This window comes from Rhizobium oryzicola, assembly GCF_030504645.1.
Taxonomy (GTDB): Bacteria; Pseudomonadota; Alphaproteobacteria; order Rhizobiales; family Rhizobiaceae; genus Neorhizobium; species Neorhizobium oryzicola.
This window is the reverse complement of sequence record NZ_JAUKWQ010000004.1, coordinates 248,398-272,873: the sequence shown is the minus strand read 5'-3', so window position 1 is coordinate 272,873 and position 24,476 is coordinate 248,398. Positions and strand designations below refer to the sequence as shown.

Sequence of the window (24,476 nt, the reverse complement as noted above, 5' to 3'; positions counted from 1 at the left end):
TGATTGACAGAAAGGCGGAATGCGATCTCACTTAGGGTGCAGCAAAAAAGGGGAACAACCATGCAAAACCGCCGCTACAGCCTTCTGATCGCTACCGTTATGTCTCTGACCGTTTCCACCGGGCTTGCAGCCGCTGAGACAGCCAAGTTTCAGGGCACAGTGAGGATCCCGGTCTACAACGTGCCGGACTCCGACTTCATCGATTACAGTTTCGGGCAAATGCTGGAGAAAGCCGGCTATCGGGTCGAATTCGTCAAGATCGACTACACGGCCCATTTCACCGCACTGGAATTCGGCGATGTTGACCTGTCGCCCGCGGTGTGGGGCACCAGCAAGGACCTCATCGACAAGACCCTTGCCTCCGGCTCTGTGAAGAACTCCGGATCGCTGGGCGTCCAAACGCGCGAATCCTGGTGGTATCCGAACTATGTCGGTGACCTTTGCCCGGGTCTTCCGGACTGGAAAGCTCTCAAGGACCCCGCCTGCATCAAGGCGCTGACGACGCCGAACTCGGATGGAAAGATCAACTACCTCGGCACCCCCCCAGACTTCGCGGCCTATGATGACGAGCGCATCAAGGCGCTGGATCTGCAGGTTCACATCACGCTCCCCGGCACCGTCGGCACAATGGTCGCCACAATGCAGGGCGCGATCCAGAAGAAGGAACCCATCATCGGTTGGGGCATGACCCCGCACTGGCTGTATGGCTCCGGTCAGGGCAAGTTTGTTGAATTCCCGCTCTTCGACGATAAGTGCCCGACCGACCCTAGCTGGGGTGTCAATCCCAACGAAGTCTGGGACTGCGCATTGTCGACAGGCGAAATCGTCAAGCTCTACAATTCGGAATTTGCCAAGAAGGCCCCCGAGCTTCTCCGCATTCTCACGAATTTCAAGCTGACATCCGACGACGTGGCAAAGGGGATATCCCGCCAGGACATCGACGGCGCGCCGCCTGAACAGGCAGCGAAGGAATGGATCGACGCCCACAAGGAGGTCTGGGCGAAATGGCTTCAGTGATGACCGGCGCAGACGACGCATCGGGACGTGCCCCAACCGCCCAGGCCTGGATTTCGGAGCGTCGGAAGGTTTGGCTTTGGGCAGCAGTTGCCGTTCTCGTCCTCGGCTACGTCGCACGGGGCGTCCTGCCGGAAAGCCTGTATGTTTGGCCGAAGGCCTACCGTTTTCCGTTGCAGACCGTCGCCAATGACTGGCTGGACCAGCTCCTGCGTCGGACGGTCATCTTTGACGCGCCTCTCCGCATGTGGACCCGCAGCTTCGGCGAGATCCTCGGCGTTCCCATGCGCTTCATCCAGAGCGCCCTTGCTAACGGCTGGAGCCTCATGGGTTCCGGCGGCACAAGCACCAAGATTCCGCCCATTCCTTGGATCGCGGTAAGCATGATATTCGCATCCGCAGCCTGGTATGTCGCCGGGCTGCGGCTTGGCCTCTTCACCGTTGCGACCTTTTTCTATTATGCGGCCTTCGGCCTCTGGAACGAGGCGATGCTGACGCTCGCATCGGTATCGGTCACGATCGTGCTCGGGGTCGTCCTCGGCCTGATTGCGGGGATTGCGCTATGGCGATGGCCAAGGATTGAGGTGGTGGTCAATCCGCTCTTCGACATCATGCAGACCATCCCGCCTTTCAGCTATCTGGTTCCGGTGCTGGTGCTCTTCGGCTTCGGACCGGTGGCGGCTCTCGTCGCCACCATGATCTTCGCACTGCCGCCGATGGCGAAAGCGACGGCCTATGCGCTTCGGCGTGTTCCGGCCTCGGTCTTGGAACTTTCGGACATGACCGGTGCGAACTTCTGGCAACAGCAGAGCAAGATCCTGATCTCGACGGCTCGTACCGATATTCTGCTCGGGCTCAACCAACTGGTCATGATGTCGCTGGCCATGGTCATCCTCGCCTCCATGATCGGGGCGGGCGGACTGGGTGGCGAAGTGCTCAAGGCCCTTCAGTCGCTGCGCTTCGGGCGTGGGTTGGAAGCCGGGCTTGCGATCACCTTCATGGCGATCCAACTCTACAACTTCGGCCACGCTTTCGCCACCCGGCGTCCATCGCACGACAAGGCGGCGCAAAACTGGAAACGCAGGACTGTGGCGCTTGGAATGGTCGCGTTCGCCATTGTTCTTGCCTTGATCATCCCGGACTTCCGACAGGTTCCGGCCTCTTGGACTATCTCGACGTCGGATATCTGGTCGCACGCCATCGTTTGGCTGAACGGGAACCTTGGCTGGTTCTTCGAGGCCTTCCGTGCCAACACGACCTTCTGGGTACTCAGACCCCTGCTCGGCACGCTGCAAGGCATTGGGTGGGCACCTGCCGCGCTTGCCATTGGCCTTGCATGTTTCGCGATGGGAAGGCCGCAGATCGCGCTTTTGTCGACGCTCATCATCGTCGCGATCTCGATCATCGGTTACTGGGAACCGGCACTCATCACGCTTCACCTGGTGTTGGCCGGAACGCTCGTCTCACTGATCATTGGCGTCCCGCTCGGCATGTGGGCAGCCTCGTCACGCCACGTATATCGGGTTGCTGACGCGGTGGTAACCACCCTCCAAACGCTGCCGTCCTTCGTCTATCTCATCCCGATTGTGATGCTCCTCGGGCCAGGGGACGTCTCCGGCGTTCTGGCGATAGCCATCTACGCAATGGCGACGACGATCCGGTATGTCTCACATGCTCTGAAAGAGGTCGATCCGGGCGTGCTTGAAGCAGCCGACATGTTCGGCGCGACACCGGGGCAGGCTTTCTTCAAGGTGCGTCTGCCGCTCGCCTGGCCAGGTCTGCTGCTGGCGCTCAACCAGACACTGATGATGGCTGTCGGCATGGTGGTCATCACATCGCTGATCGGCACGAGAGGATTGGAACTGGAAACTATTGAGGCGATCGCCAAGGTACAGCCTGGACGCAGTCTGGTTGCAGGTCTCGCCATCTGCGCCGTTGCGATCCTCATCGACAGGTTGCTTACCGCTGCTGCCGTTTCCTGTTCGCCAAGCAAATCCCGAACACATAGGGGCACAGCATGAAGATCTTCGGTCACAGCGGCCATCGCGCCCATGAAGCCAAACGGGAACTCATCCCCGGTGAACTCGTTCCGACAATTGAAACCCCAAACCGGATCGACCGCGTGCTCGAAACGCTGAACCAACGTGGCTTCGCTCCCTTGATGGAATGTCCGGCGCTGTCGCGCGATGACCTTCTTCTGGTCCACGATGCGGATTACCTTTCCTTCCTGGAGACTGCCTGGGATGAATGGACACGGAGTTACGATCCGGAACTGGATGGGATCGGCTTCGTCTGGCCGCACCGTAATCGGCCACCACGGGTGCCCGAAGCGATCGAGGGTAAGCTCGGCTATTACTTCTTCGACGGTGTAAGCCCGATCACCCAGCATGTCTGGACAGCGGCCACCGGTGCGGCGGGAGCCGCACGTGGTGGCGCCCTGCATCTCGCATCGACCGGCGAACCCGTCTTTGCCCCCATTCGACCGCCGGGTCACCATGCCTGCCGCAACATGGGCGGCGGGACGAGTTATCTCAATCACACGGCGCTTGCGGCTGCGACCCTGGCAAAAGACGGCTCAAGGGTCGCGATCCTGGACGTCGATGCCCATCACGGAAATGGAACGCAGGACATTTTCTGGCAATCTCCATCCGTGCTGACGGTCTCGATCCATGCCGACCCGGCGCATGATTATCCTTATTTCTCCGGCTATGCGGATGAGATCGGTGCGGGTGCCGGCGAAGGCTTCAACCTGAACCTGCCGCTTCAGCCGGGTTCTGCTTGGGGCCGCTATTCCGAAGCTCTTCAGGCAGCGCTCGCCAGGATTACAGACTTCTCGCCCGACTATGTCGTTGTCGCTCTCGGCGTGGATGCCTATCGCGCGGACCCTTCTGGCAAGCTTGCTTTGGAGCGGGAAGATTTTTCCAGGATTGGCGAGGCCATTGCGTCCATTGGCAACCCGAAGATGTTCGTCTTCGAAGGCGGTTACGACGAGCGGGCTATCGGCGAGTGCGTGGCACGCGTGCTTGAGCCGACGGCGGGCAGGTAAGTCTAAGCAGCGGCTTACGCGCTGATTTCCGGATCCATACGTAGAAGTCCCCGCCCCGGTCATCCGGCGGCGGGGCTTTTGTTCAGTTAGATACCGAGCGCGATGCCGTCTTTGCGGGATTCCGATGCGCCGGTGAGCGTGCCGTTTTCCCAGTCGATGCGGATCACCTGCGCGCCGCCGATTGGCTCCTCAGTTGGCACGATTTGGAAACCGCGCGCCTTGAGTTCGGCGATGGTTGCCGCCGGCACGGTCTGTTCGGTTTCGATCTTCGGAGTGAAGCCGCTTGCGGGAACCAGACGCGGCAGGTCGATGGCATCTTGCATATCCATGCCATAGTCCAGCACCTTGGAGATAAGGTGGGCATGGCCCATGGCCTGATAGTAGCCCCCCATGACGCCGAAGGACATTTCGGTGCGGCCGTTCTTTGTGACCATGCCTGGAATGATCGTGTGCAGCGGCCGCTTTCCAGGCGCGATCATGTTCAGATGTCCGCGTTGCAGCGAGAAGCTCTGGCCGCGATTGTGCAGCACGACGCCGGATTTCGGGGCAACGATGCAGGAGCCGAACGTGTAGAAGACGGAGTTGATGAAGCTGACCGCATTGCGTTCGGAATCGACCACCGTGATATAGACCGTGTCGCGATGAACAGGCAGTTCGAAAGGCGGCAGATCGGTAATCGCCTTCTTGAGGTCGATCATGCCGGCGAGCCGCTTTGCCATCTCGTCCGAAAGCATCTCCTCGATCGGAACGTCGACTTTGGACGGGTCCGCCAGCCAGGTGTCGCGGGCGGCATAGGCAAGTCGCGTCGCCTCAAGCTCGATATGCACGCGATCGATATCGTCCGGCGCGCCCTTGGCCTCGAAATGCGAGAGAATGTTGAGGATCATCAGCGCGATGATTCCCTGACCGTTCGGCGGGCATTCGTGAATTGTGTAACCGCGGAAGTCGGTGGTGATCGGCGTGACATATTCGCCCTTCGCGGCGGCGAAGTCTTCGAGCGTATGGAGCCCCCCCAGTTCGCGCAGGCGAGTGACCATGTCTTCGGCCACCGGCCCGCGATAAAAGCCGTCGCGGCCTTCGCGGACGATGCGCTTGAGCGTCTCGGCCAGTTCCGGCTGGCGATGCAATTCACCGATGCGCGGTGTGCGGCCGTCGATCAGCAGGATGCGTGCTGCATGTTCGTCGGCCGCCAGCAGCGCCTCTTCCTTGGCCCAGTCATAGTGGGTGCGCGGCGAGATCGCATAGCCGTGTTCGGCAAAGGCAATGGCAGGGGCCAGAACATCGGCAAGCGGCAGGCGGCCGTGATCGGCATGCAGGCGGGTCCAGGCATCGACGGCGCCGGGAATGGTGACGGATGATGGGGAACAGCGCGGCACTTCGGTGAAGCCGCGTTCCTCGAACCAGTCCACTGTGAGGGCTGCGGGCGTACGGCCCGAGCCGTTATAGGCAATCACCTGATCGCCGCCCTTGGGAGCGTAAAGCGCAAAGCAATCGCCGCCAATGCCGGTCGAGCCGGGTTCGACGACGCATTGCACGGCGCAGGCCGCAATGGCCGCGTCCATCGCATTGCCGCCGGCTTGAAGGATGTTGATCGCGGCAAGCGTGGATGATGGATGCGACGTGGCGGCCATCGCCTGAGCGGATACAACAACCGATCGCGTCGGCTTTTCAAAGTTGCGCATTGTTGTTTGGTCTCCCATTTGTGCAGTTAAGCGTGTCCTACCGCTTACGGTACGGGGTCAGCTTTATCTCGAGCAGCTCAAGCGCTCGTACGATGATGAAGTTGATGAGAAGATAGATCGCGCCTGCAGCGACGAAGACCTCCATGGCACGATAAGTCTGTGAGATAAGTTCCTGTGCGAGGCCCGTGACTTCCGTCAGCGTGATGATGGAGGCGAGGGACGTCCCCTTCACGATCAGGATGATCTCATTGCCATAGGCCGGCAGGGCCTGGCGCAGCGCCAGCGGCAGAACCACAAGCCGCAAAGTCAGAAGACGGGATAGGCCGAGAGCAGAAGCGGCTTCAGGCAGACCTCGTGGGACATTGCGGATCGCGCCCCGGAGAATTTCACTGCTGTAGGCGGCGGTGTTGAGCGTCAGCGCGATGATGGCGCACCAAAAGGGCTCGCGAAACAGCCACCAGAGGCCAAGCGCCTGAAGATTCGGCCGGAACTGCCCGAGACCGTAATAGATCAGGAAGATCTGCACCAAGAGCGGCGTGCCACGAAACACCGAAACGAAGGCGCGAATAGGCCAGACGAAAAAGGCGTTCTCACTCTGCTGTGCCAGCGCCAGCACGACCGCAAGGACAAAACCGAGTAGCACAGATATGCCACACAGCTTGAGTGTCAGCGGCAGACCGGCAACAAGCTTCGGGAAGATTTCAAGGAAGAAGCCGGGATCGATCATCGGTGCACGATCCCCCGCGAGGCATTGGCTTCCGCCCGGCTGAAGAACAGATCGGTGACGGCGGCAATGGTGTAATAGAGGGCGGCCGCCGCCAAATAAAACAGGAATGGCTCACGCGTCGAACCTGCCCCGATCTGCGCCTGCCGCATGAGTTCGACGAGGCCGATGACCGAAATCAGCGCCGAGTCCTTCAGCACCAACTGCCAGACATTGCCGAGACCGGGAATGGCATGGCGCAGCAATTGCGGCACGATGACGAGGCGCAGCATCTGGATGCGCGTCAGCGCCAGCGCCTTGGCGGCATCGAACTGCCCCTTGTCGACGGCGAGATAGGCGCCGCGATAGACTTCGGACTGGTAGGCGCCGGAGATGAAGCCGATGGTCACGACGCCAGTCGCGAGCGTCGGCAAGCCGACAAAGCCCGTCGCGCCGAAGAGACGGGCGATCGAGGTCAGCGCGACGCTGCCGCCGTAATAGAAGAGATAGATACTGAGCAGGTCAGGCACGCCGCGAAAGACAGTGCCATATGTCGACGCGATGACACGCGAAACCTTAGAGGATGACAACTTGCCAGCCGCAGCCACGCCACCGAAAACAGCACCGACCGCGAAGCCTAGCGCAGACAGCAAAAGGGTGATGCCGGCCGCTTCGAGAAGCAAGGCACCCCAGCCTCCTGCCCCGAAGCCGAGCAGATGGATTTTTTCGAACATAGGGATCAAGAGCCTGTCGGACAGCGCAGCGGTCCGGTTTCAGAATGGATGAACAGGGATCGGACGATGCGCCCGATCCCCGCTGGTCCGCCTTGGTTTACTTGACCGGAGTAACGTCAGCGTGGAACCACTTTTCCGACAGGCGCTTGATGGTGCCGTCAGCAATCGCTTCATCGATCGCCTTGTTGAAGGCAGTCTTCAGCGCGGTGTCTTCCTTGCGCATGCCCGCACCCGTACCCATGCCGAGAATACCGCCGACAAAGCCCGGACCTGCTGCGGTGTAATCGGCAAATTCAGGCTTGGCGAAGATGGCCGCCAGGTTCGTCTGCTGAACAACGACGGCGTCGATACGGCCCGCGGCGAGATCAAGGTCATGCTGTTCCGTCGTCTTGTATTCGCGCACCTCGGCCACATCGCCGAAATACTTCTTGACGAAGGCGAGCAGTTGGGTGCCGGACTGAACGCCGATCACCTTGCCCTTGAGGGCCGGCTTCATCTTGTCGATGGCAGCCTGGGCGGCCTTTTCGTCTTCAAGCTTGATCTTTTCCGTTGACGGGCCCTGCTTGCCGAGATCGCTGCTTTTGGCGACGCCGATGGCTGTGGGATCAATCGCGTAAGGCTGCGTGAAGTCGATCGTCTCCATGCGCTTCGGCGTGATGAACATGGCGGCCATGATCACATCGAACTTGCCGACCTGAAGCGAGGGAATGAGACCATCCCAGTTCTGGGCAATGATAGTGCACTTAATCTTTGTACGAGCACAAAGATCGTTGGCGAGATCGATTTCAAAACCGTCAAGCTTGCCGTCGGAATTGACGAAATTCCAAGGCGCATAGGCGCCTTCGGTCGCGATTTTGATTTCCTTTGGCAACTCCGCAGCCGTTGCGAACGGTGCGGATACGAGTGTCATGAAGGCAGCCGCAATCGCGGCCATACGACGCTGTGTCATGGCTTATCCCTTTTTGTTGTGCCGCCATTGCGGCTGTTCCCCGTCCTTGCCGGATGTCTCCCCGGCTTCAGACAATACTGACCGACCGGCGTTCAGCGCCGACCGGGACTTGCAAAATCGGCCAGCAACGCGGCTGTGCCGAGAACGTGCTCCTGCATGACCCTTTCGGCCAGCGCCACATCGCCGGATTTCAGAGCGTCTATGAGGTTCTGGTGCTCCTCACGCGCTGAGAGCGGCTTATCGACATAGTCGAACCAAATTCGCATATAAGGTTCGATAGCGACGTGCAGCGCGGCAATCTGACGGATGAGCTTTGGCCTGCCGCTCAACGTGTATATGTAGGCATGCAGTTCTTGGTGGCGCAGCACCCAGTCGGTGCTGCCAGCTTCACCTGCACGTTCCATACGGATCAGAAGGCGGTCTAGTTCCTCAAAATGCTCTGCCGTCAAACCCGGCACCACGAGGCGCACTGCAAGACCTTCAAGCACCGAGCGTATCTCGAATGCCTCGTTCAACTCATCCAGCGTCAGCCCCGCCACCACGCAACCCCGGTTGGGTCTCAGGGTAACCAGTCCGTCTGCCGCGAGCCGCCGAAATGCCTCCCGTACAGGCATTCGGCTCATGCCGATTTCGGCAGCGATATCCTCCGGGATCAGCCGCTCTCCCGCTTTGTAACGTCCAAGCCGTAGAGCCTTCTGCAGATAAAGGTAAGCCTCCTCTTCGGCAGTAGACACGGTTGAATTTGCGGCGGAGAGATTGGAAATCATCGGCTCACTGCATTTTTGTATCCACTTATCCAAACATCCAATTTGAAGAGGGTCAAGATCTTCGTTGGAAGTTTCGCAGCTGGTTGAGCAAATGTTGGATCACATTTCACAGCAATATGACCCACCGCACCACCACGTCGCTTTGTCGTTGAAAATCATATTCCAGCATGTCCCGTCTTCGATACATAGGAAGAAGCCCCCGCCTTACTTCGTAGGAATCCGAATTAAACGGAGTGTACCGGCGATTAAGGTGCTATCTATTGAGCAGGAGACTTCGCGATGATAGACCAGGCGCACCTTGATGCACTTCGTAAAAAATACGGCAATGCCGCCGGCGGCGACATTTTCGATCCGCTTTTCAAGCAGGTGGCGGAAGCCCAGTTTTCGGGCGGCGACAAGCGCAAATGGCCCTTTGCCGGCATCCCGACTTTCCTTGATGCGCCAGCCATGCCGGATGCTGCGAACTCCGACGATTTCGGCGGCCTCGATATTGCGCTGCTCGGCGTTCCCATGGATCTCGGCGTCACCAATCGCAACGGCACCCGCTTCGGCCCCCGCGCCGTTCGGACCATCGAACGCATCGGGCCTTATGATCACGTCCTGAAGGTCTCCCCGCTTACCAAGGCCAAGGTCGGCGACATAGGCGACGTGCCGCTGCAGAGCCGCTTCGATCTTGCCCAATGCCATGCCGATATCGAAGCCTTCTATCGCCGGCTCGTCAGCGCCGGTGTCCGTCCGCTCAGCGTCGGCGGCGATCACTCCATTACCTCTTCGATCCTGAAGGCGGTCGGCGCCAAGGAGCCCGTCGGCCTAATTCATATCGATGCGCATTGTGACACGTCCGGCCCCTATGAAGGTACAAAGTTCACGCATGGCGGCCCATTCCGGCTTGCCGTTCTCGACGGCGTGCTCGATCCGCGCCGCACGATCCAGATCGGCATTCGCGGTCCGGCGGAATATCTCTGGGAATTCTCCTATGAGAGCGGCATGACCGTCGTCCATGCCGAAGAGATCAACGAGCACTCCCTGCCGCAGATCATCGCCAAGGCGCGCGAGATCGTCGGCAATGGCCCGACCTATATCTCCTTCGACATCGACAGCGTCGATCCGGGCTTCGCGCCCGGCACCGGGACGCCGGAAGTGGGCGGCCTGCAGCCGCGCGAGGTGCTGCAGATCCTGCGGGGGCTCGACGGCCTCAACATCGTCGGCGGCGACGTCGTCGAAGTCGCGCCGCAATACGACCCGACAACCAACACGGCCCAGATCGCAGCGCAGGTGCTCCATACGATCCTTTGCCTGATGGTCAATTCCGGCAAGTAATCACAACGGAAAAGCAAAGGACCGGCGAAGCGCAGGCCTCGCCGGTCCTTTTTGCGTCTTGAAAGGCTGGGACGCTCAGGCAGCGACCGTGCGCAGGTCCGCAGGAACTTCGGAAAGCGCCCGGTCGAGCGTCTCCAGGCAACGCGCGGCATCAGCAAGACTGAAGACGAGCGGCGGGCGGATCTTGATGATATTGCCGTGCGGTCCTGTGGAGGACACGAGCACGCCAAGCATCTTCATCCGCTCGCGCACCCAGCGAGCAGCAAATTTCGCCGGCCCCCTGGTCGTCCGGTCGGTGACCAGCTCGACACCGAGGAACAGGCCGCGCCCCTGGATGTGGCCGATGATCTCATGGCGCTGCATCAGGCCGTTCAGTTCCTTCATCAACCATGTACCGCTGCGCGCCGCATTGCCCTGCAGGTCCTCGCCGATCAGCACGTCGAGGCAGGCATTGGCAACGGCGGCCGAGACGGTATTGCCGCCGAACGTGTTGAAATAGCCGGTCTGCTTCTGCAGCACTTCGGCGATATCGCGCCGAGTGGCCACGGCTGCGACCGGATGACCATTGCCCATCGGCTTGCCCATGGTGACGATGTCGGGCTGAACACCAAAGGCTTCGAAGCCCCACATATGGGTACCCGATCGGCCAAAACCCATCTGGACTTCGTCTGCAATCACCAGCGCACCGGCCTTCTTCGCGGCCTCATAGGCGAGCGGCATGTAGTCCGGCGGCGGCACCAGTGCCCCGTTCGCGTCGAAGATGGAATCGATCATCAGCGCCGCCATACCCGGACCATCCGCGACAAGCTTCTGGGCGGCCTGCGTGACGTGTTCGGCATATCGGCGACCGGCATCGTTGACGTCCTGGCCGTAGAGCCCGCGATAGAGGTTCGGCGGCGGCACGGTCGCGACCCAGCCCGGCTTGTCCTTGATGTCGTAGTCGATCAGCGACAGCGGCGCGACGGTCGTCGTGTTGCCGTGATAGCTGTTCTCGGTGATGACCACGCCTTCGCTACCCGAGATCAGGCGCGCCATGCGCACGGCCAGGTCGTTGGCTTCCGAGCCGGTGCAGACAAAGACCAGCGTATCGAGATGTGCCGGTAGCGTCGCCGAAAGCCGCTCGCCCAGCCGCACGATTTCGGGATGCAGATAACGCGAATTGGTGTTGAGCGTGGCAGCCTGCCGCGTCAGCGCATCCAGAACGTAAGGATGGCAGTGACCGACATTGGCGACATTGTTGTAGCAGTCCAGATATTCCTTGCCGGCGGCATCATAGAGCATGCAGCCGCGTCCGCGCACCAGTTCCAGCGGCTCGTTGTAGAACATGTAGGTCTTGCCAAGCACGGCCTGACGGCGCTCCAGCAGTGCCGGCGTAGACAAGGCGGCGGGAGAGGCGGGAACCGCCTCGCTGACCGGCACGACCGAGGGCATGACGCCCTTGATGAAATCGGCGTCCGAAACCGCGGCAATCTTCAAGATCGCCTGAATGTAGAGCTCCTGGAGCAATTCAAGGCCTTCATTCTCGCGGCCATGAACGGCCGTCTGGTAGGCCACCAGACCGACTTGCAGCAACAGGCGCGCCAGCACAAGGTTTCTCAAAATCGCGAGATCGTCCTGCTCCAGCGGCGTGGAACGCTGGTAGCCGCGTACGAGGCAGGTGGCCGCGAAGACAGGATCCGGCGTCCAGTGGATCAGCGAGGCGACCATGACGGCGAGATCCTGCGCCACCGGCCCGAAGATCATGTCCCCGAAATCGATGACGCCTTCCACCGACAGCGAGGGGCCGAACTTCACGAGAACGTTGGACTCGTGGAAGTCGTTATAGATCACTTGCGCCCGCAGCTTCGGCAGCTGCTTCGAAAGCACATCGGAAATGTGCGTCAGTAGTCTGTCCAGGATTGGCTTCAATGTGGCCGGCATATGCGCGTGGACAGCGGGTGAAAAGAGCAAGCCGCTGCGGATATCCCAGGGCATAACGCTGGAGGCGCCACGGCCGGCAAAGCCTCGGAGAGCGCGGGCGAGACGGCCATTCGCGTGGCCGAGCGCGAAGAGGTCTTCCGCACCGAGTGAGCGGCCCGTCTCCGCCAGCTGGTCGAAGAGGATCTCACCCTTCACGAAGGTAAGAACACGAAGCACATGGCTTTCGCCCGCTTCGTCGAGAATATGCGACATCGCCTCGCCAGATAGCGTGCGGCGCAGTCGGGGTGCCACGAAGCCCGGATCGACGCTTTCGATATGCTCCAGCGCCTCCGTCTGAAAGCGGAGGCTTTCCACGGGCTCGCTCGGCGAGGCAATCTTGACCACGAAGGCTTCGCCGTCTGCGGTCGTCAGGCGGAAATTCTGCTCCCGCTCCCCGCCCAACTGCTTCCACTCTCCGGTCAGGCCATAAATTTCGGCAACGCGCGCCCGGATCAGACCCAGCGGCAGGTTCGGCGCCTTGATGCCATCAAGCATGGCCTCGATTGTCGGGTCCGTCATCATCGGCTGCGTCTTCAATTCCTAACCTCATGAACTGGCGATCAGGTGTACTCTCACACGGCACTTCACTCTGGCAAATGGTTCAGGGCCGGAGTTCACTTCGATATATTCCAAACTACGGTGGCTGTTGGATTCATATCGGTTCTTGCCAGGATCAGTGTTCGGCGCGCTATTTCAGGGGAAAGTAGTGGAAGTGCGTGGATATTTTATGCCTTTGATCCGCGACCGGCTTTTGCCGACAGATTGTTGCTGGTTTGGGTCAGGATATCGATGAAGGTTTTGACGACCGGCCTGCTTTTCCAATCCTCCAAAGCCGCAACCTGAAACTTCGCCTTGTAAGAAAACAGATTGGGTCGGATCATCCGCATACGACCTGTTTGGACGAATGGAGCTGCGTAATGTTCCGGCAGATAGCCAAGGTAACATCCGGAGAGAATAAGAAAAGCTTCGGCCTCCATATTCGAAACCGTTGCATGCGGGTTTGCGATGGCAAAGATCTTGATGTCTCTCGAGGCCCAATAGCTGCGTCCGATAATGCGATGTGTCCGAACCAGATCGATCCCGATCTCTTCATCCACTACTGAGTAGAGTGGATGCCCAGCGCCGCAATAGAAGTTTTGAGTTTCGTCATAGAGATCGATATAAGCAAGCCCGAGGGCCATCCTCGGAAAGCTACCAATCGCCAAATCGAGCTTTCGTGCAACAACGTCGCGCAAGAGTTCACCGGGCGCTCGCATGTCAACCGAGAGATTGATCGCGGGCGCGAGATCCACCAGACCGGCGAACGTTGACGCAAGGGGCGAATTCGGATCCGCAATCGTATTGTCCACCATGCCCACCGAAAGACTACCACTCAGATTGGAACGGAGTCCCGCCACCTTGCGGCTGAATTGATCCAGTGAGCCGAACAAACGCTGGCATTCCTCAAAGGTCAGCCGGCCGCTCTCCGTCAGTTGAAAGCCACTTCTTCCACGTTTACAAAGCGTTATGCCCAGCCGCTGTTCGAGGGCGGAAATCTTTTCTGATATGGTGGAAAGCGACAGATTGAGTTCTGCCTGCGCAGCGGAAAGGCCACCAGCTTCCACGACCTTGACGAATATCCGTATGAGACGAATATCCATATTGTCCAGGGAAAGCGGACTCCGCGAATTGATATCGGCCTTTTGCATCCCACCTCCCCCTCTTCCCGGCATTCGCATACCTGAAGCCGTTTAAGTAGACGAGACCGGCTTCAATCCTAGCCGTGTATCATGTGACCGGGACTTGGCAAGTTCACATGGAAGCACCAAGCGGGAGCGCGGATGTGCGAAAGGCTTGCGACAGAGATGGGGAACGCGCCAAAATTGAAAGCAGGGATGCGTATGCCATGCCTCCCTCGCAAGCTTCAGCCGCCATTACCGGTCTCATAGCGGAATGCTCTGGCTTCGAGGAACAGAACCAGCCCGCAGTAAAACACGGCGAGAAATATCAACGTCAGTACGTGCGGGCCGACCTCCGGTAGGCTTGCCCCCAGCTGGCTTACATTGACTAGGGCGTTGATCGCGCTGGTGCTGGGAATGACAAGGGCAGCGGTTCGCAAGGTAGCAGGTATCGCATCGGCCGGCCATGAGAAGCCGGACATAAACAAAAACGGCATACCCATACCCGCCGCAACCATTTGCACGAGAACCGGATTACTCAGCATACGTGCCATGAGCATTCCAAGGCCGCCCACGGCAAGGATGAAAGGGAATGAAACCGTCGCTATCAACCAGATAGACCCTAGACGCGGAATACCATAAAGATAGGGCACGGCGATCAGGTAGAAAGCAAAGGCACAAACTTCCACCACGAAATAGGCGAGTAGGCAGCCAACCACGCGGTCGATCGGTCCGATCTTTCTCTTCTGTGCCTCAGCTTCCCACTCCTTTGGATAGGTGCCAAGAAGGCTAACGCCGATCAGCATCGTTTGCTGAAGCAAAAGCACCAAGGCTGCCGGGAGGATGTAGGTCGCATAGCCACCTTGCGGATTGAAGAGCGGTATGGCCGTCAGCGGCATCGGGTCAGTTGCAGCAAAAGCGATTGCGGGGTCAATATTGGCCGCTATGAGCCGCTTGGCTTCGACCTCTGATCCCATGGTTTTTGCAAGCGCGGTTACCGCACTCGAGATGCGACTATACAGCAGGAAATAGCTGGCATCTGCATACAGCGCGATGGGTGACGCCCGGCCGTGCAATAGATCCCGCTCAAAGAATTTCGGAATGACAAGAATGCCCGAAAGTTGACGCGCAAATACCTCATGTTCTGCTGTCGCAAGATCAGGAAATGCTGCAACCACGGCCACATCGGCAGATGCATCGAGCCTTCGGGCGAAGGCGCGGCTACTGTCGGTGCCATCCAGATCCACCAGTGCGATTGGCACATCTCTAAGCGTTTCGGCACGATAAGGCTGCGGATAGAAGGCCGAATAGATCACGACTGCCAGTATCATGACTGAAAAGACCGGACGCAGCGTCAGGATCCGCCGAAGCTCCATTCGACAGATGAAGATCACAGCGCTCACGACACCGCCTCCAGGGCATGATTGGCCTGTTGCCGCTTGATCCGGTTGCGTTCCAGACAAAGTGCCGTCAATGCGGTGAAGATAATCACCATGAACAGCAAAACGGCGAGCGGCTTGCCCGACAGATCCGGAGGCGTACCACGCAGTGTCTGGTCTATGCGCGCGGTGAGATACCAGGTGCCGGGCAGTGCCTCACCCCAATAATAAGCAAAGGGCGTCATGCCGAGGCGTGGGAATCCGATCCCCATGAAACCGAAGGCAGGCGCGGTGGCAAACGTGCCGATGCTGATGGCAAGCGCCATCGGTCGCATTGCGACAGCCAGAAACGCACCGAACATCTGGTTGGCAAGAACGAAAAGAAGTCCGGCGGACAAGAGGAGCATTCGGTCGCCGCGGAGCGGCAATTGGAACCATAAGAACAGTAGAAGATCCGAGATGCCGAGCACGAAGAGAAAGACGAGGGTGTAGGGCAAAAGCTTGCCGAACATTGCGGGCCACAGCCCCCCTCCCAGCCGACGAAGCACACGCAATCGATGCCGTGTTTCCACATCGCGCCCAACAGCATAGGCCGTCGATGTGACGACGATGATCTGCAAAACAGCCGGAAGAAGGGCTGCCAGCAGAAAATGACTGTAGTTCATCGTCGGATTGAACAAGGGATTGATCTGAACCGGGATCGGTGAGAGTGCAGCTTGCGCAATGTCGACGGGTTCACCATGCGACGTGCGTAAAGACAAACGGATGCCCCCTTCCACTCCGGCCAAGGCAGCATTCACGCCCCGCAGTGTGAGATTGCCGGCGGTCAATGTCTGGGTGTTATAGAAGAACACCACCTCGGGGCGCCGACCGGCGAAGACGTCACGTTCCAGATTATCCCGGATCATCAGGACGCCATGGACCTGACCGGATAGAATCAGGCGGCGTGCCTCGCTCAAGTCACTGACGTTGATGACAACTGCCGTGTCCGGTGTGGCATCGATCGTGCGGATAATCGAGCGGGAGAGGTCGCCCCCATCCAGGTTGAGAACCGCGATCGGCAGCCGTGTTGCCAGCCCTTGGCTGAACACAACAGCCAGGATACCCATGAGGAACAGCGGCATCAGAACGGTTAGAGCAAGAAGCACCGGTAATTTGCGAAACTGCTCGACTTCCCGGACGAAGACGAGCAGGAAGCCGGGGCGGAGGTTTCCTTTTCCACGCATGTCCTTACTCCGGCCGGGCCCAGGAGACGATGGCGCTCATACCGGGTCGCAGTCCGTCCACGGGCTCCACCGGCTGGGCACGCACCTCAAATGTCCGCAGATCGAAGTCGCCCGTGGCACGGGTGGCACGCCAGGTGGCGTACTGCCCCTGCGCATTTATGACGGTCACACGCGTCTTCACACTCGCGTTCTTGAGGGCGGGCACCTGGACTGTCAGGATATCGCCGATCTTCAGGCCCTTCAGCAGGTCTTCGCGCAGGTTGAAGGTAAACCATGGATGGCCGATATCGACGATGGAATACAGAGGCGCGCCAGCACTGAAGTTCTCACCCAGTTCCGCGACGCGGGTCGTGACCTGTCCATCGATGGGCGCGATGACTGTCAGTTCCTTCACATCCGTATTCTGCTGGTTGAGCGTTGCTTCCGCCTGCTGGACCTTTGCAGCCGCCAGAGCCCGCTCCTCCTTACTCGCACCGGCAACAGCCAGATCGAGATTGGCTTGCGCCGCTTCCCGCGCGCGAAGGGCAGATTCCAGGTTGCGGCTCGATTGCTCAAGCCGAGCCTGCGAGGCCGCATTGGTTTCCGCCAATTTTGTCTGACGCTCCTTGTCTGAGACGTAAAGAACCACATCGGCATCGGCGGCGCGTACCTCAGCCTTATGTGCTTCAATCACCTCCGGACGCGTGCTGTTCACACGCTCCAGATCCGCTTGGGCAACGGCCAGCGCCGCCTGCGTAGAGAGCGTGGCCGACACCAGTTGCGGACTTTCAAGTTGCGCAATCGTCGTCCCCTTTTTGACAATATCGCCGACGTCGGCGTTAAGTTTGGCCACGCGACCGGAAACGCGCGGGCTAACGTCGACCCTGTCCGCCGACACCTCTCCCTGCACGATGAGGGCGGGAAGACGGGTGGCGAACCACAACAAAGCGGCAAGGCCTGCTATGCTTGCTATGCCAATTGTCGCGCCGAGTTTGCTGGCCATAAGGCGAACCTTTCAGAGGTCATTGAAGTGAGTGGTGTCGGCAGACCGGTGTTCGCAAACCCCATCATCAGCAAGACTGACTGAACCGTCACTGCTGCAGTATCGGAGGGAGATGAGGGACGCATGTCTGTCTGCTGCTCAGACGAAGAAAGAGACCGCGTCAGCAATGTGAGCGCTGAAAGCTCGTCATTATAGAGCCGCTAGGTCTCCACGCTGTGCGTTTCATAGTTTCGCGACACCACCGGATGTTGAAGTTGACTCAAAAGTAATATTTAATTGCAGTAACGGAAGTTAGCTGTCTGTGAGTTAGGCATAGCTCACCTTGTTTGAACGAGGGGCATGGTTAAGGCGATAGCCCCGCAGCAACGGGTAAGTCACAACCGCGCATCGCCCAATGCGGCACCTAAGCCTTTGATGGAAAATACTTTATGAAAAGCGACCTTCCAGTATCCGCGATCCGAGAGCAGATGGAACTGCTTCGCAAGAGTCCGGCATTTTCCGGCTGCGAGCGCCTGATAGTTCTCCTCAACTATATTGTCGAGGAAACTCTCAATGGTCGCACAAGCGACCTGAAAGAGGCTGTTATCGGCAATGCGGTCTATCAGCGTGAGCCACCCTACGATCCCCGGATCGATTCCACCGTGCGTGTTGAGGCAAGGCGCCTGCGCAAGAAGCTGGAAGAACACAATCACCTTTACGGGCAGTCGGACCCCATCAGTATCATGATACCGACAGGAACCTATGTGCCGGTATTTGTGATGAAATCCGGAGGCGTTGACGGTTCGGATCTTCCTCAGGAATGCGAGAAGCAGATTTTTCGAAGTGGTCCCGGCGCCACGATCGCAATACTGCCGTTTCGCACTGTTTCCGGTGATGCGGCCTGTCAAGAATTCGCGGATATCATCACGGACGAGATGATCTTCGCATTCGGTTCCGAACCAGGCATGAACATTCTGTCTCGCGCAACGACCTTTACCTATAAGGATAAGCAGCCGTCGATACGAGACCTGGCCACAGAACTGGGAGTGGATGCGATCATACAGGGTACTGTGCGGGAACAGGCCGAGATTATCCGTGTTACGATAGAAGTGTCCGACTTCCGCGGGGTCGTCATCACTTCCGATCGTTTCGAAGGTCCTGTCGATCAACGCATGGACTTGCCGGAACGCGTTGCGACAACCTTTGTCAGCCGCCACCGGTTTGATACATCCAAACTGCGGGCACACCGCGTGATGCCGAGCCCCGCCGCTGTTCAGGCTCACGGCCAGTTATACAGGGCGCGCCAGCTACTCGACCGACAGATGCCAGAGAGCTTGCGCGAATCCCTCGCGATCTTCTCGAAGATTGCGGAAGACACGGCCGATTATGCGCGCGGCTATTCCGGGATTGCCGATTGCTATTGCGATATGTTCCGCATCGGGATGGTCGATGCACCCACCGCATGTTCCTTCGCGCGGCCCGCAGTTGAAAAGGCGCTTGAGATCGATCCGCAATCGGCAGAAGGCCTGACCGCGCTCGGTGTGGTGCAGGCTTGGCTGGAACGCGATTTCGTAGCAGCAGAAGCCAGTTTCAACGCGGCCATGGCTTACGGTTATCATTCGCGAACCGCTCGCGTTTTCGGAACCTATCTTGCTGCGCGCGGACTGCAGGATGAATCCGAGCGCTTGTTCCACGAGGCACGTCGGATCGAACCATTTTCGCAACAGCAGGATATTGCCGAAGCCATAAGTCGCTTCCAGTCTCGCAATTTCTCGGCTCTCAGTGACATGGTATCCACGGTGGCGTTGCGCAATGCCCCTATGGAAGCGCTGTATTACCTCGCCCTTGGCGCCAATTTCGCAGGCAATCAGGAATTTGCGCGCTGCTGTCTGCAACCACTCGGCAATATGATGATGACACATCCGCTGCTGGTTTTTGCCAAGGCAGAGCTGGAAGCCTGGATGGGTTCTCCCGAACGAGCGATTACCCTGTTAAAAGCGGGCAATCCCCGAGCGAGCTATTTCGCCCACGCCACTCTCGCCTGTTCCGTCGGAGACAGTGAGGCAACGATCCGATATCTTGATCTCGCCTACAAGAACCGGGAGCTTTCAACGGTTTGGGTTCGCATGGACACGCGCTTCGACTTCATCAGAAGCCACGAGCGTTTTCGGGCTGTGACCGGCAGTTTGACAAAACCAAACAGCGTTGCAGTCTAGAATGAGTTTATCCCTGAGCCGCTATGGCACGCGGCGAGGCGTATCGAGACTGGCATACATGCCGCTGGTGCGAAAATCGCTAGGGTTTGTTCCGTAAAGCCGTCGGAAGACTTTCGAGAAATAATTGGGATCCTCGAAGCCGCAGAGAGCCGCCACTTCCTTCACCGGTAGATCCGCCGCCTTCGTCAACAGTTTCGCGGCACGGCGCAACCTCTTCTGCAACACGAACTCCGCAGGCGGCAATCCTTCGCTGGCGGCAAATATGCGGGAAAAGTGAGCACGGCTTAACCCGGCAACCTCCGCCAAGTCTGGCACGGAGAGCCGCTGGTCGAGATTGTTTTCGATATGTGTGAGGACATGCTGCAGCGATCGGTACTCCTGCGCAAAGGTCGGGTGGGAGCCGAAGACGTCATCATAGAGCACCATTGCGGCCTCGTAAGCTATGGCGGAGGCTGAACCCGGCGCTTCGCCACCGGTGACGAGCCGGTAGCAACACTCAGCCAATTGGTCGATGGTGGAAGGCTGCAGCTTCAGAACCGGGCCTGTGATGGCAAGGATCGAACGGTGAATGCGCAGCGCCTCCTCGCCATTCATGGAAATCCAGAAGAACTCCCAGCGGTTGCCTTTCTCCAGCCAGTACCGGTGGCTGTGCGGAATGACCACCAGCAGCGTCTCGCCCTGCTTCACCTGCATCGCGCGGTTCTCGTAAATCAGATTGCCACGCCCGGCGATGGTGTGCTGCAGCACCGTGAAGGGTGCGAGACCTCGCTTTCGCCCATCCCAATCATAGAAACAGTTCTCGCGGATTTCATAACCTGCACTGGTCGGCATGGTATGCAGCGTCTGGCGTCCGCGCGGTAGCGAAACTGTGCGCATCACAGGCCCGGCGGCAACCAGATTGTCGAGCACAAAATTACCCATGAAAGCATAATCCTTCTCTGTTGCGCGCGGAAAATATACGCATAATCCCAGGCCGAGGAGAAGCCGAAAGCAAAGTCTGATCGTGTTCCCGTCGCCAAACCCCAAGGCTCACCGGCTATTTCACGCCGGATCGAATGGCGGATGCATTTGAACGGAGCACGTTGTCGATCGGCTTGAAAATTGCGAGGAGAATGGGACGGATGAGTTTCAAAATCGCTATCATTGGCGCTGGAAGCGTCGGCTTCACGAAAAAGCTGTTCACAGACCTTCTTTGTGTGCCGGAGTTTCAGGACGTCGAATTCGCCCTGACCGACATCAGCGAGCAGAATCTGGGCATGATCCGCCAGATCCTGGAGCAGGTCGTGGCATCCAACAATCTGCCCACGAAAGTGACCGCGACGACGGATCGCCGCCGCGCCTTGGAAGGCGCGCGCTACATTATCAGTTGCGTGCGCGTCGGCGGGCTGGAAGCCTATGCGGAGGATATCCGCATACCGCTGAAATACGGGATCGACCAATGCGTGGGCGACACGATCTGCGCCGGCGGCATTCTCTATGGCCAGCGCAACATTCCGGTCATCCTGGATTTCTGCAAGGATATCCGCGAGGTCGCCGCACCGGGTGCCAAGTTCCTGAACTATGCCAACCCGATGGCCATGAACACCTGGGCGGCAATCGAATACGGCAAAGTCGATACGATCGGCCTTTGCCATGGCGTCCAGCATGGTGCCGAGCAGATTGCCGAAGTGCTGGGCGCATCGTCGGTCAGGGAACTGGATTATGTATGCTCCGGCATCAACCACCAGACATGGTTCGTCGATCTGAGGCTGAAGGGCCGCAAAATCGGCAAGGATGAACTGATTGCCGCCTTCGAGGCGCATCCGGTCTATTCGCAGCAGGAAAAGCTGCGCATCGACGTGCTGAAACGCTTCGGCGTCTACTCCACCGAAAGCAACGGGCACCTTTCCGAATACCTGCCCTGGTACCGCAAGCGGCCGGAAGAGATCACCCGCTGGATCGACATGTCGGATTGGATCCACGGCGAAACAGGCGGCTATCTGCGCTACTCCACCGAGACGCGCAACTGGTTCGAAACGGAATTTCCGCAATTCCTGGAATCCGCCAAGAGGCCGATCGATCCTGCCCGCCGCTCCAATGAGCATGCGAGCCATATTCTGGAAGCGCTCGAAACCGGTCGAGTCTATCGCGGTCATTTCAATGTGAAGAACACCGGCGTCATTACCAATCTGCCGGCGGATGCCATCATTGAATCGCCCGGCTTCGTCGATCGCTTCGGCATCAACATGGTGTCAGGCATCACGCTGCCGGAAGCCTGTGCTGCAACCTGCATGGCTTCGATCAATGTGCAGCGCATGTCCGTTCATGCGGCTGTCACCGGGGACATTGATCTTCTAAAGCTCGCTGTCCTGCATGATCCGCTGGTCGGTGCCGTCTCCACACCGGAAGAGGTCTGGCAGATGGTGGATGAGATGGTGGTCGCGCAAGCGCGGTGGCTTCCGCAATACGCCGATGCCGTTCCCGCCTCGCGCGAGAGGTTGTCGAAGGCCAAGGTAAAAACCCGTGACTGGGCCGGTGCCGCACGGCGCCAGGTGCGCTCCATCGAGGAACTGCGCGCCGAAAAGGCCGCAATGAAGGCCGCTAGCTGAACCTGGTGCCGGAATGGAATTGGCAGATGCGGGAAGAGGAGTTTCGCATCTGCGGGTGAGGATGAGGAGCGACGCGCTGGGGAGCGCAGTCGAAAGGGAGGAATGGATATGCCGCATCTAAGCAGGATCAGCAGGATCACCGCGCTCAGTCTGGGAGCTTCTATCTTTGCGCTGAATGCACAGGCCTTTGAAACGAGCGCTCCGCCTGAGCCGCCACCTTTTCCGGCGCAAGGCAAGATTACTTATGTAGCCCGCGATTCCATACTCGAGTTCAAGGCCCTGCCCTTCTACAGCGAGCCCGGCTGGGTGATGGAGAAGTTCGAAAAGACCGGCAAGCTGCCGCCCTTGAAGGATCGCTTGCCCGAGGAGCCGCTCGTCTACAAGGCGGGCAATATGCCCGACGGCATCGGCGTCTACGGCGACACCTTGCGCCACGTCATCGGCGGCCGTCCCGAGGGGTGGAATTATATCGCCGGACAGAGCCAGGGCTGGGGCGGCATCGACATCGCGCTTTCCGAATGCCTGACGCGGACGGCCCCGCTGTTCCAGGTCAACGCCAAGGATACTGAGCCGCTGCCGAACCTAGCCAAGAGCTGGGAATGGTCTTCGGACGGCCACAAGCTGACCATGCATCTTGTGAAAGGTGCCAAATGGTCCGATGGCGTTCCTTTCACCGCTGACGATGTGATGTTCTATTGGGAAGATGCCGTCATCGATCCCAATGTCTCGCCGCTTGGCGGTGGCGCTTCGCCGGAAGCCTTCGGCGAGGGAACGACACTGACCAAGATCGACGACTACACCGTCGAGTGGACCTTCAAGGCCGCCTTCCCCAAGCAGTATCTCTACACCATGGCCTATCCGAACTTCTGCCCGGGCCCGGCCCATATGCTGAAGCAGAAGCACCCTAAATACTCCAAGAACACCTATGACCAGTTCAAGAATGCCTATCCACCGGAATACATGAACATGCCGGTCATGGGCGCCTGGGTGCCGGTGGCCTATCGGCCGGACGATATCATCGTCCTGCGCCGCAATCCCTATTACTGGAAGGTGGATGAGAAGGGCCAGCAACTGCCCTATCTCGACGAGGTGCACTATAAGCTTTCCACCTGGGCGGATCGTGACGTGCAGGCAGTGGCCGGCTCCGGCGACTTCTCCAATCTTGAACAGCCGGAAAACTTTGTGGCCTCGCTGAAGCGCGCGGCGGACCCCAATGCGCCGGCGCGTCTCGATTTCGGCCCGCGCCTGATCGGCTACAATCTGCTGATGAATTTTTCCGCCAATGGCTGGGGCACGCCGGATGAGCGCCAGCAGGCGGTGCGTGAACTGAACCGCAATCTGGAGTTCCGCCAGGCCATCAGTTCGGCCATCGATCGCAAGGCGGTGGGCGACAGTCTGGTCAAGGGTCCGTTTACGGCCATCTATCCTGGCGGTCTGTCTTCCGGCACCAGCTTCTATGATCGCAATTCCACGGTCTATTACCCCTATGATCTGGAAGGCGCGAAGGCGACACTGAAGAAACTCGGTCTCGTCGATACGGATAATGACGGCTTCGTCAATTTCCCGAAGGGCACCGCCGGCGGCAAGAATGTCGAGATCGTGCTTCTGGTCAACAATGGCTACACGACGGACAAGAGCCTGGCGGAAGGTCTGGTCGGCCAGATGGCGAAAATCGGCATCCGCGTCGTCATCAATGCGCTCGACTCCAACCAGCGGGATGCCGCCCATTATTCCGGCCGCTTCGACTGGGCCGTGAGACGCAACAGCACCGAGCTGTCGTCAGTCGTCCAGAACACCGAGCAATTGGCGCCGGTCGGCCCACGCACCAGCTGGAACCACCGCGCACCGGAAGGCAAGGAACTCGACATTCTGCCCTTCGAACAGCAGATGGCGGATCTGGTGAAGCGCTTCATCGCCTCGCAGGACAATGCTGAACGGGCCGAGCTGATGAAGCAGTACCAGAAGCTCTATACCCAGAACCTCTATACGATCGGCCTGACCGAATATCCGGGGGCGCTCATCATCAACAAGCGCTTCTCCAACATCCCGCCCGGCACGCCGATCTATATGTTCAACTGGGCGGAAGATTCCATCATGCGCGAACGGGTCTGGGTCGCGGCCAGCAAGCAGGGCAAGTACGAGCTCTTCCCGCAGCAGCTTCCCGGCAAGCCGGGTGATCCAGGCCCCATCAACTGATCTCCTGTCCCCCAGAGAGAGAAAAGCCCGGCCGCGCGTGAGGCGCGGCCGGACGGGATCCAAGCAAAAGGCCGCATC

18 protein-coding genes are annotated in these 24,476 nt (G+C 59.0%); 7 read left to right on the top strand and 11 right to left on the bottom strand.

Annotated elements, in window-relative coordinates; translation table 11 throughout:
- Window positions 1-60 precede the first annotated feature (60 nt).
- Genes Q2T52_RS14750 through Q2T52_RS14740 form a run of 3 tightly spaced genes read left to right on the top strand, consistent with a single transcriptional unit; the run spans window position 61 to window position 4,060 of the window.
- Entirely contained in the window at window positions 61-1,017 is a 957-nt protein-coding gene (locus tag Q2T52_RS14750) for an ABC transporter substrate-binding protein (RefSeq protein ID WP_302077539.1), read from the top strand.
- Complete coding sequence (locus Q2T52_RS14745; RefSeq protein WP_302077538.1) at window positions 1,005-3,035, top strand: ABC transporter permease; 2,031 nt, start codon at window positions 1,005-1,007, stop codon at window positions 3,033-3,035. The genes Q2T52_RS14750 and Q2T52_RS14745 overlap by 13 nt, the downstream gene beginning before the upstream one ends.
- On the top strand, window positions 3,032-4,060 hold the full coding sequence (locus tag Q2T52_RS14740; RefSeq protein WP_302077537.1) for a histone deacetylase family protein: 1,029 nt from the start codon (window positions 3,032-3,034) through the stop codon (window positions 4,058-4,060). The genes Q2T52_RS14745 and Q2T52_RS14740 overlap by 4 nt, the downstream gene beginning before the upstream one ends.
- Before the next feature lie 86 nt (window positions 4,061-4,146).
- Here Q2T52_RS14740 and ggt read toward each other — a convergent pair whose 3' ends face one another.
- The 5 genes from ggt to Q2T52_RS14715 form a co-directional block, all read right to left on the bottom strand.
- Entirely contained in the window at window positions 4,147-5,742 is a 1,596-nt protein-coding gene (gene ggt, locus Q2T52_RS14735) for a gamma-glutamyltransferase (RefSeq protein ID WP_302077536.1), read from the bottom strand.
- A gap of 37 nt (window positions 5,743-5,779) precedes the next feature.
- Window positions 5,780-6,469 carry an ABC transporter permease gene (locus Q2T52_RS14730; protein ID WP_302077535.1) on the bottom strand — a complete coding sequence of 230 codons (690 nt, stop codon included), beginning with the start codon at window positions 6,467-6,469 and terminating at the stop codon, window positions 5,780-5,782.
- Window positions 6,466-7,179 carry an ABC transporter permease gene (locus Q2T52_RS14725; protein ID WP_302077534.1) on the bottom strand — a complete coding sequence of 238 codons (714 nt, stop codon included), beginning with the start codon at window positions 7,177-7,179 and terminating at the stop codon, window positions 6,466-6,468. The genes Q2T52_RS14730 and Q2T52_RS14725 overlap by 4 nt, the downstream gene beginning before the upstream one ends.
- Window positions 7,180-7,276: 97 nt before the next feature.
- A complete protein-coding gene (locus Q2T52_RS14720) occupies window positions 7,277-8,128 on the bottom strand; it encodes a transporter substrate-binding domain-containing protein (RefSeq protein WP_302077533.1) in 852 nt (283 codons plus the stop codon).
- Window positions 8,129-8,220: 92 nt separating this feature from the next.
- Window positions 8,221-8,895, bottom strand: a complete 675-nt coding sequence (locus Q2T52_RS14715) for a GntR family transcriptional regulator (RefSeq protein ID WP_302077532.1) — start codon at window positions 8,893-8,895, stop codon at window positions 8,221-8,223.
- Between the two features lie 279 nt (window positions 8,896-9,174).
- Here Q2T52_RS14715 and speB point away from each other — a divergent pair, with 279 nt between their 5' ends.
- Complete coding sequence (gene speB / locus Q2T52_RS14710) at window positions 9,175-10,215, top strand: agmatinase (RefSeq protein ID WP_302077531.1); 1,041 nt, start codon at window positions 9,175-9,177, stop codon at window positions 10,213-10,215.
- Window positions 10,216-10,290: 75 nt separating this feature from the next.
- Here speB and Q2T52_RS14705 read toward each other — a convergent pair whose 3' ends face one another.
- The 5 genes from Q2T52_RS14705 to Q2T52_RS14685 all read right to left on the bottom strand — a co-directional run bounded on the left by Q2T52_RS14705 (window position 10,291) and on the right by Q2T52_RS14685 (window position 17,419).
- Window positions 10,291-12,711 (bottom strand): aminotransferase class III-fold pyridoxal phosphate-dependent enzyme, encoded by a 2,421-nt coding sequence (locus tag Q2T52_RS14705; protein WP_302077530.1) that lies wholly within the window; start codon window positions 12,709-12,711, stop codon window positions 10,291-10,293.
- 188 nt (window positions 12,712-12,899) lie between these two features.
- A complete protein-coding gene (locus tag Q2T52_RS14700; protein ID WP_302077529.1) occupies window positions 12,900-13,862 on the bottom strand; it encodes a LysR family transcriptional regulator in 963 nt (320 codons plus the stop codon).
- 215 nt (window positions 13,863-14,077) lie between these two features.
- Window positions 14,078-15,235 (bottom strand): ABC transporter permease, encoded by a 1,158-nt coding sequence (locus tag Q2T52_RS14695; RefSeq protein WP_302077528.1) that lies wholly within the window; start codon window positions 15,233-15,235, stop codon window positions 14,078-14,080.
- Window positions 15,232-16,437, bottom strand: coding sequence for an ABC transporter permease (locus Q2T52_RS14690; protein ID WP_302077527.1), 1,206 nt, complete (start codon window positions 16,435-16,437; stop codon window positions 15,232-15,234). Before Q2T52_RS14690 ends, Q2T52_RS14695 begins: the two co-directional genes overlap by 4 nt.
- Before the next feature lie 4 nt (window positions 16,438-16,441).
- Entirely contained in the window at window positions 16,442-17,419 is a 978-nt protein-coding gene (locus tag Q2T52_RS14685; RefSeq protein ID WP_302077526.1) for an HlyD family secretion protein, read from the bottom strand.
- Window positions 17,420-17,847: 428 nt separating this feature from the next.
- On the opposite strand from Q2T52_RS14685, the gene Q2T52_RS14680 reads away from it, so the two are divergent.
- A complete protein-coding gene (locus Q2T52_RS14680) occupies window positions 17,848-19,614 on the top strand; it encodes a hypothetical protein (protein WP_302077525.1) in 1,767 nt (588 codons plus the stop codon).
- A 21-nt stretch (window positions 19,615-19,635) separates the two neighbouring features.
- On the opposite strand, the gene Q2T52_RS14675 is transcribed toward Q2T52_RS14680, so the two are convergent.
- Window positions 19,636-20,535: an AraC family transcriptional regulator gene (locus Q2T52_RS14675; RefSeq protein ID WP_302077524.1), complete on the bottom strand. Its 900-nt coding sequence runs from the start codon at window positions 20,533-20,535 to the stop codon at window positions 19,636-19,638.
- Window positions 20,536-20,735: 200 nt separating this feature from the next.
- Here Q2T52_RS14675 and Q2T52_RS14670 point away from each other — a divergent pair, with 200 nt between their 5' ends.
- Complete coding sequence (locus tag Q2T52_RS14670) at window positions 20,736-22,202, top strand: alpha-glucosidase/alpha-galactosidase (protein WP_302077523.1); 1,467 nt, start codon at window positions 20,736-20,738, stop codon at window positions 22,200-22,202.
- Between the two features lie 108 nt (window positions 22,203-22,310).
- Window positions 22,311-24,398, top strand: a complete 2,088-nt coding sequence (locus Q2T52_RS14665) for an ABC transporter substrate-binding protein (protein ID WP_302077522.1) — start codon at window positions 22,311-22,313, stop codon at window positions 24,396-24,398.
- Window positions 24,399-24,476 lie beyond the last annotated feature (78 nt).